The organism is Thermosediminibacter litoriperuensis, from assembly GCF_008124715.1.
Lineage (GTDB): Bacteria > Bacillota > Thermosediminibacteria > Thermosediminibacterales > Thermosediminibacteraceae > Thermosediminibacter > Thermosediminibacter litoriperuensis.
This window is the reverse complement of record NZ_VNHO01000008.1, coordinates 49,538-64,684: the sequence shown is the minus strand read 5'-3', so window position 1 is coordinate 64,684 and position 15,147 is coordinate 49,538. Positions and strand designations below refer to the sequence as shown.

General features: G+C 49.1%; 16 protein-coding genes. 4 read left to right on the top strand and 12 right to left on the bottom strand.

All coding sequences use genetic code 11. The features are described 5' to 3' along the window. Positions 1-3: 3 nt before the first annotated feature. A complete protein-coding gene (gene mgtE, locus LZ11_RS04790) occupies positions 4-1,362 on the bottom strand; it encodes a magnesium transporter (protein WP_148866766.1) in 1,359 nt (452 codons plus the stop codon). 323 nt (positions 1,363-1,685) lie between these two features. On the opposite strand from mgtE, the gene LZ11_RS12355 reads away from it, so the two are divergent. Beyond that, the gene (locus LZ11_RS12355) at positions 1,686-2,084 is read left to right on the top strand and encodes a hypothetical protein (protein WP_170240292.1); all 399 of its coding nucleotides are present in this window, start codon (positions 1,686-1,688) and stop codon (positions 2,082-2,084) included. A gap of 154 nt (positions 2,085-2,238) precedes the next feature. Here the strand turns inward: LZ11_RS12355 and LZ11_RS04780 are convergent, their stop codons facing one another. The 10 genes from LZ11_RS04780 to hprK form a co-directional block, all read right to left on the bottom strand. Further along, the gene (locus tag LZ11_RS04780) at positions 2,239-2,817 is read right to left on the bottom strand and encodes a hypothetical protein (protein ID WP_148866764.1); all 579 of its coding nucleotides are present in this window, start codon (positions 2,815-2,817) and stop codon (positions 2,239-2,241) included. A 202-nt stretch (positions 2,818-3,019) separates the two neighbouring features. Continuing rightward, positions 3,020-4,333 (bottom strand): histone deacetylase family protein, encoded by a 1,314-nt coding sequence (locus LZ11_RS04775; protein WP_148866763.1) that lies wholly within the window; start codon positions 4,331-4,333, stop codon positions 3,020-3,022. Further along, on the bottom strand, positions 4,314-6,005 hold the full coding sequence (locus LZ11_RS04770; protein ID WP_148866762.1) for a hydantoinase/oxoprolinase family protein: 1,692 nt from the start codon (positions 6,003-6,005) through the stop codon (positions 4,314-4,316). The genes LZ11_RS04775 and LZ11_RS04770 overlap by 20 nt, the downstream gene beginning before the upstream one ends. Before the next feature lie 12 nt (positions 6,006-6,017). Continuing rightward, a complete protein-coding gene (murB, locus tag LZ11_RS04765) occupies positions 6,018-6,932 on the bottom strand; it encodes a UDP-N-acetylmuramate dehydrogenase (RefSeq protein ID WP_148866804.1) in 915 nt (304 codons plus the stop codon). 190 nt (positions 6,933-7,122) lie between these two features. Continuing rightward, entirely contained in the window at positions 7,123-7,362 is a 240-nt protein-coding gene (locus LZ11_RS04760) for a hypothetical protein (protein ID WP_148866761.1), read from the bottom strand. A gap of 62 nt (positions 7,363-7,424) precedes the next feature. After that, positions 7,425-8,765 (bottom strand): ABC transporter substrate-binding protein, encoded by a 1,341-nt coding sequence (locus LZ11_RS04755; protein ID WP_170240291.1) that lies wholly within the window; start codon positions 8,763-8,765, stop codon positions 7,425-7,427. A gap of 82 nt (positions 8,766-8,847) precedes the next feature. Then, a complete protein-coding gene (gene dat / locus LZ11_RS04750; protein ID WP_148866759.1) occupies positions 8,848-9,699 on the bottom strand; it encodes a D-amino-acid transaminase in 852 nt (283 codons plus the stop codon). A gap of 16 nt (positions 9,700-9,715) precedes the next feature. Beyond that, entirely contained in the window at positions 9,716-10,465 is a 750-nt protein-coding gene (locus LZ11_RS04745) for a phosphatase (protein WP_148866758.1), read from the bottom strand. A 21-nt stretch (positions 10,466-10,486) separates the two neighbouring features. Further along, complete coding sequence (locus LZ11_RS04740; protein WP_148866757.1) at positions 10,487-11,542, bottom strand: bifunctional phosphoglucose/phosphomannose isomerase; 1,056 nt, start codon at positions 11,540-11,542, stop codon at positions 10,487-10,489. Positions 11,543-11,560: 18 nt separating this feature from the next. Beyond that, positions 11,561-12,487 (bottom strand): HPr(Ser) kinase/phosphatase, encoded by a 927-nt coding sequence (gene hprK / locus LZ11_RS04735; protein WP_148866756.1) that lies wholly within the window; start codon positions 12,485-12,487, stop codon positions 11,561-11,563. Positions 12,488-12,583: 96 nt separating this feature from the next. Between hprK and LZ11_RS04730 the strand changes: the two genes are divergently transcribed. The 3 genes from LZ11_RS04730 (at position 12,584) to LZ11_RS04720 (ending at position 14,034) form a co-directional block, all read left to right on the top strand. Further along, complete coding sequence (locus tag LZ11_RS04730) at positions 12,584-12,781, top strand: DUF1540 domain-containing protein (protein WP_148866755.1); 198 nt, start codon at positions 12,584-12,586, stop codon at positions 12,779-12,781. Between the two features lie 131 nt (positions 12,782-12,912). Then, positions 12,913-13,800 (top strand): ComEC/Rec2 family competence protein, encoded by an 888-nt coding sequence (locus LZ11_RS04725; protein WP_148866754.1) that lies wholly within the window; start codon positions 12,913-12,915, stop codon positions 13,798-13,800. 12 nt (positions 13,801-13,812) lie between these two features. Further along, positions 13,813-14,034: a DUF3006 domain-containing protein gene (locus LZ11_RS04720; RefSeq protein WP_148866753.1), complete on the top strand. Its 222-nt coding sequence runs from the start codon at positions 13,813-13,815 to the stop codon at positions 14,032-14,034. Here LZ11_RS04720 and LZ11_RS04715 read toward each other — a convergent pair. Beyond that, positions 14,031-15,146: an aminopeptidase gene (locus LZ11_RS04715; protein WP_148866752.1), complete on the bottom strand. Its 1,116-nt coding sequence runs from the start codon at positions 15,144-15,146 to the stop codon at positions 14,031-14,033. The two genes, LZ11_RS04720 and LZ11_RS04715, sit on opposite strands and share 4 nt — an antisense overlap. Position 15,147: the final 1 nt, after the last annotated feature.

The following is a 15,147-nucleotide window of genomic DNA, read 5'->3' as shown; positions in this document are numbered from 1 at the left end:
CTCCTATACCGCTGTTCTCAGACCCAGGAACTTCATGGTAAGGGCAAAGTAAATCAAGAGTGCCGTAACATCTATTATTGTGGTTATAAATGGCCCAGAAGCTACGGCTGGATCAACGTTCATCCAATTGAACACCATCGGGATTAAGACCCCTACAAAGGCCGATATCATCAGAGCTATACCCATGGAAGACCCCACCACAAAACTCAGGTAAAAATCCTTCTGCCAAACGGCTGCGATCAAGGCAAGAATCACGCCGCAGGAAAGCCCCACCAGCATTCCGGCCATGGTTTCTCCGCTCAGAAATTTTATGACGTTCTTCCTGTTTATTTCACCCGTGGCGAGACCTCTTACGGACAGAGCAAGAGACTGGGTGCCCGCGTTTCCGCCGGTAGCCATGAGCACGGGTATGAAGAAGGCCACCGCCACCACACTTTCCAGCACCCTGGAGTAACCGTCTATCACTGCACCGGAGAGTAGATCTCCCAAAAGGCAAACTACCAACCATGGAAGCCGCTTTTTCACAGCTCCCCATATGGTTGTGGTGAGGAGTATATCTTCTTCGGGCGATATACCGGCCAGCTTGTGAATATCCTCGGTAGTTTCCTCTTCGAGAATGTCCAGCGCGTCGTCTACTGTAACGATACCCAGGAGGTGGTTTTCCCTGTCCACTACCGGCAGTGCCAGCAGCGAGTATTTGGATATGAGTTTGGCTACTTCTTCCTGGTCTTCATCCACCTGTACGGAAACTACCTTCTTGTGCATTATCTCGCCGATTTTTTTATGCCTTGGAGCTGCTATGAGCTCCCGCAGGGAGAGTACGCCGGTGAGGTGTTTCTCCTGGTCGACGACATACAGGTAATATATGGTTTCAGCTTCGCGGCCGAATTTCCTTACCACTTCTATAGCTTCGGCCACCGTTATGTCGTGAAAGAGGTAGACATAATCGGTGGTCATGATACCGCCGGCAGAATCTTCGGCTAATTTTATCAGAGATTTCAGCTCTTGGTAGTATTCCTCCGGTAGTTTGGCGATCACTTTCTCGACCTTTTCGTCCGGCATTTCCTGGAGGAGGTCGATGATTTCGTCTACGGACATGTTTTCCAGGATTTTTACAACCTGGGCTTCGGGTACGGCTTCGATATACGGTATCCTGTCTTCCGGCTCCAGCTCTTCCAAAACTTCCGTGGCTTTTTCCGAATCGAGCAGCTTGAAAAAGACCTTTTTATTCTCATCCTTTATCTCTTCAAGAATTTCCGCTATATCGGCGGGATGCAATCTTGAAAGTATATCCTTTATTTCGTCGGTCTTCCTGGCGAGAATCAACTGCTTTAACAGCACAATTTCCTTTTCATTTTTCATCCCCTTCCCTCCTTAAGAGGCCGGGGGTTATATCCTACCGCCGGAAACGGTAAGATGGTCCACCCGGCAAATTTTAAGTTTTAAACCAGAACACTTATTACTAGGATCGGCGTCCATCTTACCGCCCCCTTTCAAAAAAAAATCCCTTCCTAATGCGAAAGGGTATAATAAAAAGGATCATTCGCACGCTTTAGTCGTATTTACTCTTGCATTTCAATTATATTTTACTGAAAATATATGTCAAGAGCAAATACAAAAGAGAGGTTGCGGCACAACCTCTCTCGTAATCATCACTGTAGCCGCTGCTGGAGCTGCTGAAGCTGTTGCTGCTGTTGCTGCAGCTGCTGGATTTGCTGCTGAATCTGTCCCACCTGCTGTTGACCGGGCTGCTGCGCCAAAGTCTGCATGGACTGGACCTGGTGACCCATAGCTGCCACGAATTGCTGGTTCAACTGCTGGAGCTGTCTGTTGAACTGGTCGAGCAGCTGGTTCATCTGGTAGAAAACCTGGTTCGCCTGAATGCTCTGTTGAGCCTGGGTAAGAGCATTAATAGCCTGCTGGATAGCCTGACTTGCCTGGTTGTCGGTCAGCAGCTGCTGGCTTTGAGCCTGATTCTTCAACTGGTTAAGGAGCTGCTGGAACTGCTGGGCTGCCTGCTGCCCGCTCAACTGCTGCTGTTGCTGCTGACCATGGGGCTGGTTTTGCGCCTGGGGCCTGTCTAACCTATGCGATACTTCTTCGGAGACTTCCTCCTCTATTTTCTTCTCCTGGAGATACTCATTCAAATCCTTTTTATGAGTCATAACTATCCCCCTTTGAATTTATTTTCTTTTTTAATATTCCCGGGGGAATTTGTTTTAAACAAAAAAAAAATGGTTATTGCAGCACGTTATCGAGGGAGCTGCTAATCTGGCTAAATATTCTGTTCTGAGCAATATTTGCCTGGGCCGAATTAAGGGTATCAATGGCCTGTTGGATGGTCTGCTGAACTGACAGTACTGGATTCAGATCTAACTGGGATACTACTGTATACTGGTTATTCATGCCGTTTTTCAACCGGTTTTCTAAGTCTCTGAAAACGAGCGTCAGCTGCTGGGAAGAAGATGTAAAAGTTTCCGTTTCGCTTGTGAGGGTGTTGATAAGCTGTTCGATGGCGTTTTCAAGATTATTTAATTCCTCCAATATTACCATCCTTCGCTGGGATACTTGCTTCTGCTGTAATTTGGTGTTTGAGCCGGCCAGCCATTTGGAGAGCAGGCTTTGGTTCTGGGATAGTTCCAGCTCCAACTCTTTTAAACTGTTTTCCACATCGATTTTTATCTGCCGCAGATTATCCTGGATATCCTTTAATATGTTGGTTGAATTTGTAAAATTTTCCTGTATTTGTTTAACAAAGTTTTCGAGCTTTCTGTTGTTCTCCGAAAACGCCTCAGGTATTCCCTGGATGCCGTCCAAAAAATTCACCTCCTACGGCTTATCATCCGGTTCTATTTATACGGCATTGGGATGTAATGAACCGGCGCAGCATCTCCCGTAGTAATATTCTTGCCAGCTCTAGCACCTTTTCTTCATCCATATTTTGCCTTAAATTTTTATAAAACGTGATCCATGACCTGGTTTATAGCTTTCTCAGCCACATCGGCCAGCTCGACCCATTTCATATTTTTGCGCAATATTCGTCGTTCACTTTATCCTGCAGGTATATCCCGGAATAATCCCCGGGGTCGGCGGTTCTATAAGCCCTGTGGCCTTCATCGATGCACCTGGCGCAGGCATCCCGGGGTATGGTAACCGCCAGGATCGAATAACCCAGATCGCACTCGGATTTTATAGTAATGAGCCCCGAACACGCCGGACATACTTTTATAGTCTCTTCTTGTTCTTCCATAACCGCTATTGTATCGTAATATATCCGCTTTTTGCGCACCACGCGGTCCTTTCCCTCAAACATCTTTTTTGCAGCGTCCTCTTTTGACACCCATCGCCGGTAGATCTCTTCACAGAGCCTCTTTAAGTATTCAGCAATCCAGTCTGGCTGTCTGATTTTTTCCGGATCATAGTCGGGCTCTTTTACATGGGAGTAATCGAGACCAGCCAGGGCCAGGATTATGCCTAGATTCACATAGGGGAGAGCACCTTCGATGGAATAGCCGCCTTCAAGCACCGCAATATCGGGATTTAACCGCTGGGTCATCTTGGCGTAACCCTGCGCGGTAAAGTTCATGTTGGTTATCGGATCTGTATAATGGTTGTCCTGCCCGGCCGAGTTTACGATGAGATCCGGGCTGTAATCCTTTATTATCGGGAGTACCAGGTTTTCAATCACGTAGAGGAAACCTTCCTCTCCGGTCTGGGGAGGAAGAGGTATGTTGATTGTATAGCCGAAAGCACCGGGACCCCCGAACTCTTCCGGAAACCCCGTGCCCGGGTACAGAGTCCGGCCATCCTGGTGTATTGAGATAAAAAGAGTATCCCTGTCGTTCCAATAGATATCCTGGGTGCCGTCGCCGTGGTGGCAGTCGGTATCAACGATGACTACCCTCCTGGGGCCGTACGTCCGCCTTACGTATTCGAGCATGACCGCCTCGACATTTATTATGCAGAACCCCCTGTCGCCGTAAATCACCCTGTGGGCGTGATGCCCGGGGGGTCTGACCACAGCAAAGGCTTTGCGCACCTCACCCTCCATTACAGCGCGGGCTGCCGTAATCGCTCCGCCCGCTGACACCATATGGGATTCGGTAACAAGGGACGATATGTCCGGAACGCAAAAATGTACCCTTTCTATATCCTTTTTTTCAGCTACGGACGGGTTGTAAAATCTGACCCCCTCAATATCGGCTACACCTTCCTCCTGTACCTGGTCCAGAGTATAAAGCAGCCTTTCCTCTCTTTCGGGGTGTGTAGGGCTTATGGCCCAGTCGAAGGCCGGAAAGAATACGAGCCCCAATTTATTTACGGCCTTCAGCATCTATCTCCCTCCCTTCCCCGCCATAACCGGTTAGGCCGGGTTTTACCTGGGCTTTTACCCGTATATTTTTTCCGACGGTGTAAAAACCTCTGACCATGTTAAAACAGCTTTCTTCTATTATTTCGGCCTCTATATCCTCCGGCGATGCTCCCAGAATCGCCGCCCTTTCCTCTACAAGCTTCAGGGCCATTGACCTTGCCCGTTTTAGCGTAAAACTGCCGTCTATTTTTTGGCGGATTCCCAGCTCCGGAACCGTAATATACCCTCGTGCCGTATCGGCGATGAGGGTTATCTCCGCCGTAGTCCTGCTGAGGGCCGCCCCGATGGCATTGGCCGCCTGGTAATTATCGGGGACCACACATGGAATTTTGAGCTTTCGCTCGATTACGGGAGCCAGGGCCTTGGCAGGGCCTCCTATAATCCTGACTTCCCTAGGTTCTATTCTCTTACCGTAAAGGAGTTCCCGGACGGTATATACCGGCCTGCTGTTCAGCTCCATCAGAAGCCCGTCCACGGCATTCTTGATCATATCCCCCATTTTCTCCAGTATTATTTCAGCAACGACCTCCGGTTCCATTTTCAGAACAAAGCCCAGTTCTTTCATAGCAAGGTAAGCCCTTTCCCTGCTGCCGAAATCAAGCAACCCTTTTACTATCATGGCATCGCTGGGGGTGGGCTCGGGACCGCCCAGAGCTGCGGGGGGTCCTTCCCGGCGGGGGCCTATAACGACCCGGCCGTCTGCGACCTTTACGGCGCTGTCACCGCCCAGAGCTATGGAAAAAGAAAAAATGGCCCTCACCAGCGTGGGGTACGCCCCAATCCTTATCCCCTGCTTTTCCAGGAGCGGTACGCCCCCGGCGAGGAAAGAGATGTCGGTGGTAGTACCTCCTACGTCCATGATCACGGCATCTTCGGAAGCGGGTGAAAGGATACAGCACCCCATCACGCTGGCGGCGGGGCCGGAAAGAATGGTATGTACCGGAAGAGAAATCGCCTGTTTAAGGCTCATCGTCCCCCCGTCGGCCTTCAGTACATTAATAGGGGCTTTTATGCCCATGTCCTCAAAAGCCCGCCTGATGGCCGAAGCAAATGAAGTAAAGCGTTCGTAAACGGCCGAATTCAGATAAGCAGTAAAAACCCTCCTAGGAAAATTGAGCTTCCCGGAAAGAGCATGTCCCATTGTTACCGGATAAAAATCGCCGTCCAGTAGTTCCTTAACCCTTATCTCATGGGAAGGATTTCTGACGGAAAACTTGGTTACAACGCCGACGGCCGAAATCCCCTTTTCTTTGAATCGCCTGGAAGCTTCGTGAACCAGAGCTTCCCTGAACGGGGCTACTTCGTGCCCCCGGTGATCTATATAACCGTCCAGAAAAAAGTTTTCTTTACCGCACGCTACAAAAGAAGGATCAACGCCCGGCCCGCTCTCAAGGATCATCCCTACCGGTGATGTCCTGCCTTCCAGTACGGCGTTCGTGGAGATGGTGGTGCTCAAATTAACCCTTTCAATCCGGGAAAGATCCCTTTTTTGGGTCAACTTATTGATTACCTCGCAAATGCCCTCCAGGATAGTCGACGGATTATATGGGATCTTAACGACTTCAAGGACATGTCCCCCGCGTAATAAAACGGCATCTATATGAGTACCGCCGACATCGAGTCCAATTATCATTCCTTGACCCTCCTACTCCTCGCCAACCACCTTTATTTCGGGCTCAAGTACAATTCCGAATTCTTCCTTTACCCTTTGCTGGATAATCCCGATAAGCTGGAGCACGTCTTCGGCAGTGGCATTTCCGGTATTCACTATAAACCCGGCGTGGAGCTCGGAAACCATTGCGCCGCCCACCCTGAATCCTTTTAGCCCTGCCTTTTCTATCAAAGAACCGGCGTAATTTCCGGTGGGACGCTTAAAAGCGCTGCCGGCGCTGGGCATATTGAGAGGCTGTTTCATCCTGCGCTTCGCAGAAAGTTCCTCCATTTTCCTCCTTATATCCTCGTAATCCCCGGGCTTCAGCTCGAGTTCGGCCTCCAGAACGACTTTGCCTCCTTTCTGCAGATTGCACCAGCGATATCCGAACCCCAGCTCCTCTTTTTTCATCGAAAAAATCTCTCCGTTAAAGTCCATCACCACTACCTCTTTTATCACATCGGCCATTTCTCCGCCGTAGGCCCCTGCGTTCATGATTATTGCACCGCCTACCGTTCCGGGAATACCGGCGGCAAATTCCAGGCCGCTGAGATGGTTCTCCAGAGCTGTTCGGGCGACCGCCGACAGAAATACACCAGCCTTGGATCTTATGGTATTCCCCTTTACTTCGACATCGTTGAAGTTCTGGGCGACTTTAATCACGACGCCCCGTATGCCTTTATCCCTGACCAGCAGGTTGGTACCGTTTCCCATTATAAAAACAGGGATATCATTTTGTTTGCACAGCCTCAAGATTTTTTTGATTTCTTCAGCGCTCTGGGGCAATACCATAATATCCGCCGGCCCGCCTATGCGGAAGGACGTATGGTACTTCATGGACTCGTTTATTCTCACTCTATTTGGAGGTATTATCTTGCACATATCTTTGTAAAAAGACAATATGTCCATACTATCTTTCCTTTCTGCCAGATGCTTATTTATTTCTGCATATTCGCTCATATTTCCTGCCGGATGTTAAAGCTCCTACAAATATTATACATTAAACTCCTATATAGTACTTTTACGTCAGCGGAAAAATATTAATGATTTCACTTTAAAACTTTCTCAAGTGAGAGACGCGGCGGAATGCCGCGTCCCTTTAGTTTTTTAGCGCATCTTCCGCCCGGAAATTTTCCTTTAGCGCATATATACCCACTACGTCCTCTTTGTCCATAATAATCACGGCCTGCGGGACTATATTTCCCAAAAATATCAAACTATTTTTTACGGTAAAACCACCTATAGTCACATCGATAACGGGTATGAAGGTAAAACCCTTGTGAGATACGGGAGAACCTACGACCACCAGGCTGTTAAATTCTGCGGGTCTTATGTTCAAATCCTTCACTCTCCGAGACCTTTAAATCCATAATTACCGGTTCGGTATTAGAATCCCCAATTTTATGGGAGATTCTGCATGGTACCCTCCTGCAGTTTCCTGATCTCCTCCGCTGCATCATCAAGAGCCTGGTCGGGAGTCTTTCTGCCGAGAATTGCCTGGCGTACCTGGCTCGTTATAATTTCATCCACTCTGGTGAAATTCCGTATTTTAGGAAGAATCTCGGCATTATCGAGTATTTCTTTCATGCGCTTCATGTGCCTATCCTCGCTCACCTTTTCCTGAAGATCCTTAATAGCCGGAAAAACTCCGTAATTCATGAGTTCTTCCTGTTCCCTTTCCGATGTAATAAACTTTAAAAACTCGGCGCACATAGCCCTTTTCTCCGGGTCTTGCTGCTTGAAGATAGCATAGCCGGCAACGGTGGCAACTGGCCTCGCTTTACTCGAGCCCGAAGGATAATGGGCTATTTCGAATTCAAAGCCCTTGCCTTCCCGCTGCTTTTCCGCAAGAATGTTTATAGCCCACGGTCCTGCCGGATATACGGCTATCTTTTTTGTTTCTATGAAATCACCCCACACCTGTTTTTCGTCGCTCGTACCAAAGTCTGCGGGCACCACCCTGTACTTTGCCAAAAGGTCCACAATTTTAGCTAGGGCCGATTTCCCTTCAGGGCTGTTAAGTACGAAGCGCCCGTTTTCATCGAAAATTCTCGCCCCATCCATGGTAAGAAAGCCCCACAACTGGTAGCTACCCGGATACAGTAAGCTGTTGAAGCCGAAATAGTCTGGTTTGCCGTCCCGATTTTTATCATATGTTAGTTTTTGAAGAGCCTCTACAAATTCCTGATAACTCCATACTCCCTCAGGGGGAATCCGGGCGTTCCTGGCACGAAAGGCGTCAGCGTTTAAATACAAGCCGTATGTGGTAATAAACCACGGAAACCCATAGAGCCGGCCGTTGTAGCTCAAGGCTTGCAAAACTCTTTCATCGTACCTTTTGAGCTCTTCCGGTGTAAAAAACTCGTCGACGGGCTCCAGATAACCCTGCAGGATAAAATCGATATCACCTGCCACGGGAGCTATATCGGGGTTCGTCCCCGTAGCAGCCGCAGCTTTCAGCTCTACCATCCCGTACTCCCATTTTAATTTTCTAAGGTGTATGAATACTCCCGGATGCGATTTTTCAAATTCAGCGATTTTCCTCTCAATCCACCCGTAACTGCTGCCGTTTTTATCCTTCCATCTGGGGAAATCCCACAGGGTTATAACTCCCTGCCAGGTTTTCTGTTCTCCTTCATCGCGCCCCCGTGAGTCTCTTTTTGTATCACATCCCGCCAAAGAAAGCACCAACACCGTAGCGAGAAAAAGGCAAAAAAATCGGGTAAAAGGTCGCCAGCACATATTTCGCCCTCCCATGACCTTTTACCCTATCTATATTACACCGCGTCGCAATTTATTCGATTTGGATCCTTGATATCGTTCGTTACTGGTCAACGGTTTCTGTGAGTTTCCCGAACTCCTCGATAATGTCCCTGGTCATCTCGCCGGGAACCCCGTCACCTATCATCTTGCCGTCAACCTTTACGATTGGCATTACCTCAGTCATGGTTCCGGTGAGAAAAGCCTCGTCGGCATCGAAAAGTCTATCCAGGGAAAAAGTCTCTTCCACCACATTGAAGCCTAGCTTTTCAGCGATTTCAAGCACCACGCTTCTCGTTATACCGTGTAGAATCAGGTTGTTTGCCGGGTGGGTGATCAGCTTTTTATCTTTGATTATGAATACATTGCTGCTGGATGCTTCCGTGACTATCCCACCCCTGTGGAATACGGCTTCGTACGCTCCTGCCCTCCTGGCTTTTTCTTTGGCTATACAGTTCGCTATAAGCTGCACGGTCTTTATATTGCAGCGAGTCCAGCGTTCATCAGGGACGGTGATAACGTTGACACCGTTTTCGTAAAATTGGCTGGGCTGAGGTTTGGCTTCACGCGCTATCACGACCCAAGTGCAGGAGCTTTTCTCAGGGAAGACGTGCTGGCGGGGCGCTGCACCCCGGGTAACCTGGATATAAACGGAAGCATCTTTAAAACCGCCCTCTGCCACCGCTTTTTTGCATATATCCTTTAACTTGTCGAGGCCGAAATCGAGCTCCATGTATATCTCATCAGCACCCTTCTGCAACCTCTTCAGATGGCGGTCCAAATAAAAGAACCTTCCGCCGTATACCCGGACGACTTCGTAAAGGCCGTCGCCGAACTGGAACCCGCGATCTTCTACGGATACTCTTGCATCCGCATAGTCAACCCTTTCTCCGTTTAAATAAACCACTGCCTCCATCAAAATTCCCCCCTGATTACATTTTTGAACTTGAGTCCTGTTTTGGTAGTAACTCTCTCCCCTTGGACTTCAAATAAGCTATCACTTTCTCCGCCGAGGTATTTAAAATGTTTTCCTCGGGAAGGCCGGCTTCCCGGATGATGCGTAGGGCTTTATCGAAATTGCCCACATCAAAGCAGATATGTGCGTCACTGCCGACAACTATTTTTGCCCCGAAACCGGCCGCTTTCCTGGCTATAAGCATACAGTTTTCTTCACTTCCGCGCCGGCTTACCGTAAAGGAACTGTTGTTTATCTCAAGATGCACCCCGTATTCCACGGAAGCTTTCACGACTTTATCGATGTCTATCGGAAACTCCGGATTTCCCGGGTGCACCAGTATATCGACGTACGGGTTTTTCATGGCATTTATAGCCGCCCGGGTGTTTTCTTCCACATTACCTCCCCGGTAACAATAAGTATGAAAACCGGCTAGAACTATATCCAGGTTCCGCAGGTAGGCTTCCGGCAGGTCGAGGGTACCGTCATAATCCAGGATGTTAGCCTCCACACCCCTCAGGATGTACACGCCCTCGATCTGCCTCGGTAAAACCTTCAAGTTGCCGAAGTGGTAAAGGTGAGGACCTCCCGGCATAGAAGGCCCGTGGTCCGTTATGGCGATCATCCTCAGGCCTTTTTGGGCTGCGGCTTTCGCGTTTTCGATAACCGTGCTGTAGGCGTGGCCGCTGGCGACCGTGTGGCAGTGGGTATCCACTTCCAGTTTCAAAGGGATCACTCCTTCAAGGTATTACCCCTTCATCCTCTCTTTCAATATATTGATGAAGTCTATTTCCGTCGGGTCTTTTTCGTTCAATACCGCCAGGTAAGCACTTACGTAATCCCCGTAAATCACGTGATACATGATCCTCTCCAGCCGGGAGTCTCCGGCGGGCCAGACTTCGCTGATTCCCGACACCTTATCGCGGATCAAGGCCGAAGTGATTTCGATCCTCTTTTTCACCCGGTCGTTTTCTTCGGGCGACCTCAATATCACTATTTCCACTTCTTTTAGGAGCCCGGGGTCGCCCTCAAACCCCATTATCTCGTTGTGATTCAGTTCCGGAAACACGTTGAAAAAGGCCGGGTGCTTTCCGTTCTCGTTTATCTGGCCCTTCCAGCGAACCGCCAGTGCATCGGTAACTCCCTGAGAACCGTATATTACCGGCAGTTTGCCGTGTATTTTTCTTGCAAGGGCTTTGGCCGGGTTCTTTTCTTCGGGGACCTCCGGGGCGAGTTCATCCCTCACCTCTCTCATCAGCTCGATGGCTCCGGGGATCTGAACTGTGCAGTTATGTATAATGCCCAGTTCTTCGAGAAGCACCAGCAGCGGGAAAAAGGAATACCCGATGGCCGCGCGCGGCGGCAGGCCGGGCGGTATTGTTATCACCGGAATTTCATCCGCCATCGCCTTTTTCTTGAGTTCGCCGCCGGTGGTTATGGCCACAATTCGGGCCTTTTTCTTCACAGCCTCATCGTAGGCCGCAAGGGTTTCTTCGGTGTTACCGGAATAACTGGACGCTATCACCAGCGTCTTCTCATCCACAAACGAGGGCAGGCTGTAATCCCTGTTTACCATAATGGGCAGGGCAGCCGTGTCGCCGGCCAGCATCCTCACCAGGTCACCGCCTATGGCGGAACCTCCCAGGCCGGTAATAACAACGTTGACGATGTTGTAAAACCTAAGGCCCTTTACCGATTCCCGGGCTATTTTAACCGCCTCTTCGCACTGGTCGGCAAGGCCGTAAATAAGATCGAACATGCCGCTTTTATCCAGTTGCCTTATATTTTCCAGTTTATCCAGCACAATTTTCCCCCCTTGTATTCAATCATTTTTTTCTTCCTGTATTTTGCTGAATAACTTCTGAGTGAATAATAGCGCCGCATTGTGGCCCATAGCCTTTAACCTGTGGTCCATGGCCGCTACCTCTATAATGGCGGCGAGATTTCTTCCTGGTCTTATCGGAATGGTCTTTTTTGGGATGGAGGATTCAAGAATAGTAATTCTTTCCTCCTGAAGGCCCAGCCGGTCTCCTTCTTTATATTTTTCCCACTCCACTAGCTCGACCACCATATCTATTCTTATATCGTCCTTGACCGCGCCGGCTCCGAATACCGTCTTGACGTCTATTATGCCCAGGCCTCTTACTTCCAGGTAATAGCGTATGATTTCCGGGGCCATACCTATGAGGACGTTTTTTGCCACCTGCTTTATTTCAACCGCGTCGTCGGCTACCAGCCGGTGGCCGCGCTTTATCAGTTCTATAGCGGTCTCGCTTTTCCCGATGCCGCTTTCCCCCAGGAGCAGCACCCCCACCCCGTATATGTCCATGAGCACTCCGTGGACGGTGGTCCTGGGAGCCATTTCACTCTCGAGAAAATCGGTTAACCTGCTTATGAGCCTCGTAGTGGCCTCAGGGGTCCTTAATATACACCGGCCGTACTTTTCAGCCAAGTCCAGCAGTTCCTCCGGCGGGTTCAAGTTCCTCGTGATTATAATGCAGGGCAAATCGTAGGAAAGCAGTCTCTCCAGACGTTCGCGCCTCAAGTTTTGAGCCAGGCTTTCCAAAAAGGAAATTTCGGTCATGCCAAGGATCTGTATTCTCTCAAAGGCGAAATAATCAAAGAAACCGGCAAGCTCAAGTCCCGGGCGGTTAAGATCGATCACGTAGATGTCGGGTAAATTATCCACCTTGACGAGAATTTCCATATCAAATTTATCAATGACCCTGCTTAGATTTATTTTACGCAAAGCTAGCACCCCGTAGAATAAATTCTACAAAAAAGAGTGAATTCCTCCCTGGTGGAAATACTAGTTAGTAGAAAACTTTATTATGGAGGTGATTTTATGCCCAACCTCAAATGCAATGTCACCACATGTAAATACAATAACAACCGGGAATGCTGTGCAGAAAACGTTATGGTCAACGCCATCAGGCCCACCTGTACCTCAAAGGAGGGCACCTATTGCGACGCGTATACCAGAAAAGACGATCAGGCGGGCGGAACCTGTATAACCACCGACGGCAAATCGTGCTGGGATTAATAAATCCGGATCATGGGTTAGGGTTAAAGCCTTAGCCCTTTTTTTGATTTTAATATATCAGTCTTGTCCGCAAAGGATAGAATCTGTTAAAATATCGTAGTTGCTGTAAAAACAGGAGGAGGTATGACGCCATGAAAAAAGCCTTTAGGAACAAACCCGTAATCATTCTGCTTTTATTGGCCATCATCGCTGCAGCCTTCCTGCCTGGGTGTGCCGTCGAAATCGGCCTTGATCAGGAAGGATCTGGCACTTCCAGCGGAGTTTTGGAGGTGAATTTCCTGGACGTAGGCCAGGCCGACAGCATCTTTATAATATTCCCCGGGGGCAGTACCATGCTCGTAGATGCCGGGAATAACGACGATGCAAAAACGGTTATAAATTACATAAAGAAAAAAGGCGTAAAAAGGATCGACGCCGTCGTGGCCACCCATCCCCACGAGGACCATATCGGGGCTATAGACGACGTCATCCATACTTTTGACATAGGCAAAATATACATGCCCAGGGTCACTACGACCACAAAGACCTTCAGAGATCTCATGCAGGCCGTTTCCGACAAAAAACTCAAAATTACTACCGTAAAGGGGGGGATGACTATACCGCTGGAAGCCGGTATCGATATCCGGGTTCTGGCTCCCAACAATACCCGTTACGATGAATTGAACAACTACAGCGCAGTGCTTAAAATAACGTACAAAAACAACTCCTTTCTCCTGACCGGTGACGCTGAAAAGCTCTCCGAACGGGAAATGCTGGAGAAAAAATACGACCTGAAGGCCGACGTATTGAAGGTGGGCCATCACGGCAGCAGTTCCAGCACTTCCACGGAATTTCTAAAATCAGTGTGGCCCCGTTATGCGGTGATCAGCTTCGGGAAGGACAACGACTACGGCCACCCGCACAGGGAAACATTGGAAAGGCTGCGGAAGCATAATGTAAAAGTGTACACAACCGCCGGAAACGGCCATGTGATAATGGAAAGCGACGGCGCCGGAATAAAAGTAAGAACTTCCAGGTAACCGGAGGTGAAAATGGTCGTGGGCAAAAAGGGAGTTATAGACCGCTTTGAGGGCGAATTTGCCGTCATTGAAACCACGGACGGAAAGATTATAAATATAAAAAAACATCTCCTTCCCGAAAGAGCCAGGGAAGGAGATGTAATAGATCTTGAAAACCTAACCATCGACGAACCGGAAACCCGGCGTCGCAAAAGAGAAATCGAAGAAATGGCGAGGTACCTGTTCGAGGATTAGACGAGGTTTTCGGGATTGAGACCCTGCAATTCCTTGGGCACAAAAAGCCCGTCCTTTCTGACGAGTACGTCGTCGAACCAGATTTCTCCGCCACCGTATTCCGGCCTCTGGATGTACACCAGATCCCAGTGAATGGCTGACTCGTTACCGTTGTTGCATTCCTCGTAAGCCCTTCCTGGAGTAAAGTGGATGCTTCCCGCTATTTTCTCATCAAAAAGGGTGTCCTTCATGGGCTTCAGTATATAGGGATTTATACCGATGGCAAACTCACCGATATACCTTGCCCCTTCGTCGGTATCAAGGATCTTGTTCAGTCGTTCGGTATCGTTCGCGGTGGCTTTTACGATCTTACCGTCCTTGAACTCGAATCTTATATTGTCAAAAGTGTATCCCTGATAAATGGCCGGAGCGTTGTACGTTATGTACCCGTTGACCGAATTCCTGACCGGAGCCGTGTATATTTCGCCGTCCGGGATATTTCTCTTGCCGTCGCATTTCACTGCATTAATGCCTTCTATGGAAAATTCAAGGTCCGTCCCAGGGCCGACTATGCGAACCTTTTTAGTCCTGTTCATGAGCTCCACCAGCGGATCCATGGCTCTGGACATCTTTTCGTAATCCAGGCAGCACACCTTAAAATAAAAATCCTCGAAGGCTTCCGTACTGGTGTCAGCCAGCTGGGCCATGGAAGCATTGGGGTATCTTAAAACGCACCATTTGGTATGGGGAACCCTTATATCCCCGTGAACGGGTTTTACGTAAAGCTGCATGTAAAGGGATTTTTTATCATGGGGTACGTCGGAAAGCTCCGCCACATTGTCCCCTCCGCGGATGCCTATATAGGCGTTCATATCTTTCATCCGCTCGGAATCGTAGCGGGCCATCATCCTGGCAGCCTCTTCGCTCAAATTCATCAGTATCTCCCTCTGAATTTCCTGCACGGCCAGGGATACGAAGGGCCTGCCTCCTACCCTGTAAGCCTCCCGCACCAGTTCTTTTACGAGTGGAGCTTCTCCGGGGCCGGCCTCAATCAGAATGTTTTCCCCCTCTTTTAACTCCACCGAATAGTGGATCAGGATCCGGGCAAGCTTTTCATATCTGGGATCTCGCATT

Bases quoted from the DNA above. Each gene is read 5' to 3' on its own strand.
- mgtE (WP_148866766.1), bottom strand. From the start codon at position 1,362: ATGAAAAATGAAAAGGAAATTGTGCTGTTAAAGCAGTTGATTCTCGCC.
- LZ11_RS04720 (WP_148866753.1), top strand. From the start codon at position 13,813: ATGGTCGTGGGCAAAAAGGGAGTTATAGACCGCTTTGAGGGCGAATTT.
- LZ11_RS04725 (WP_148866754.1), top strand. From the start codon at position 12,913: ATGAAAAAAGCCTTTAGGAACAAACCCGTAATCATTCTGCTTTTATTG.
- LZ11_RS04770 (WP_148866762.1), bottom strand. From the start codon at position 6,005: ATGATAATTGGACTCGATGTCGGCGGTACTCATATAGATGCCGTTTTA.
- LZ11_RS04730 (WP_148866755.1), top strand. From the start codon at position 12,584: ATGCCCAACCTCAAATGCAATGTCACCACATGTAAATACAATAACAAC.
- dat (WP_148866759.1), bottom strand. From the start codon at position 9,699: ATGGAGGCAGTGGTTTATTTAAACGGAGAAAGGGTTGACTATGCGGAT.
- LZ11_RS04715 (WP_148866752.1), bottom strand. From the start codon at position 15,146: ATGCGAGATCCCAGATATGAAAAGCTTGCCCGGATCCTGATCCACTAT.
- LZ11_RS04755 (WP_170240291.1), bottom strand. From the start codon at position 8,765: ATGTGCTGGCGACCTTTTACCCGATTTTTTTGCCTTTTTCTCGCTACG.
- LZ11_RS04775 (WP_148866763.1), bottom strand. From the start codon at position 4,333: ATGCTGAAGGCCGTAAATAAATTGGGGCTCGTATTCTTTCCGGCCTTC.
- murB (WP_148866804.1), bottom strand. From the start codon at position 6,932: ATGGACATATTGTCTTTTTACAAAGATATGTGCAAGATAATACCTCCA.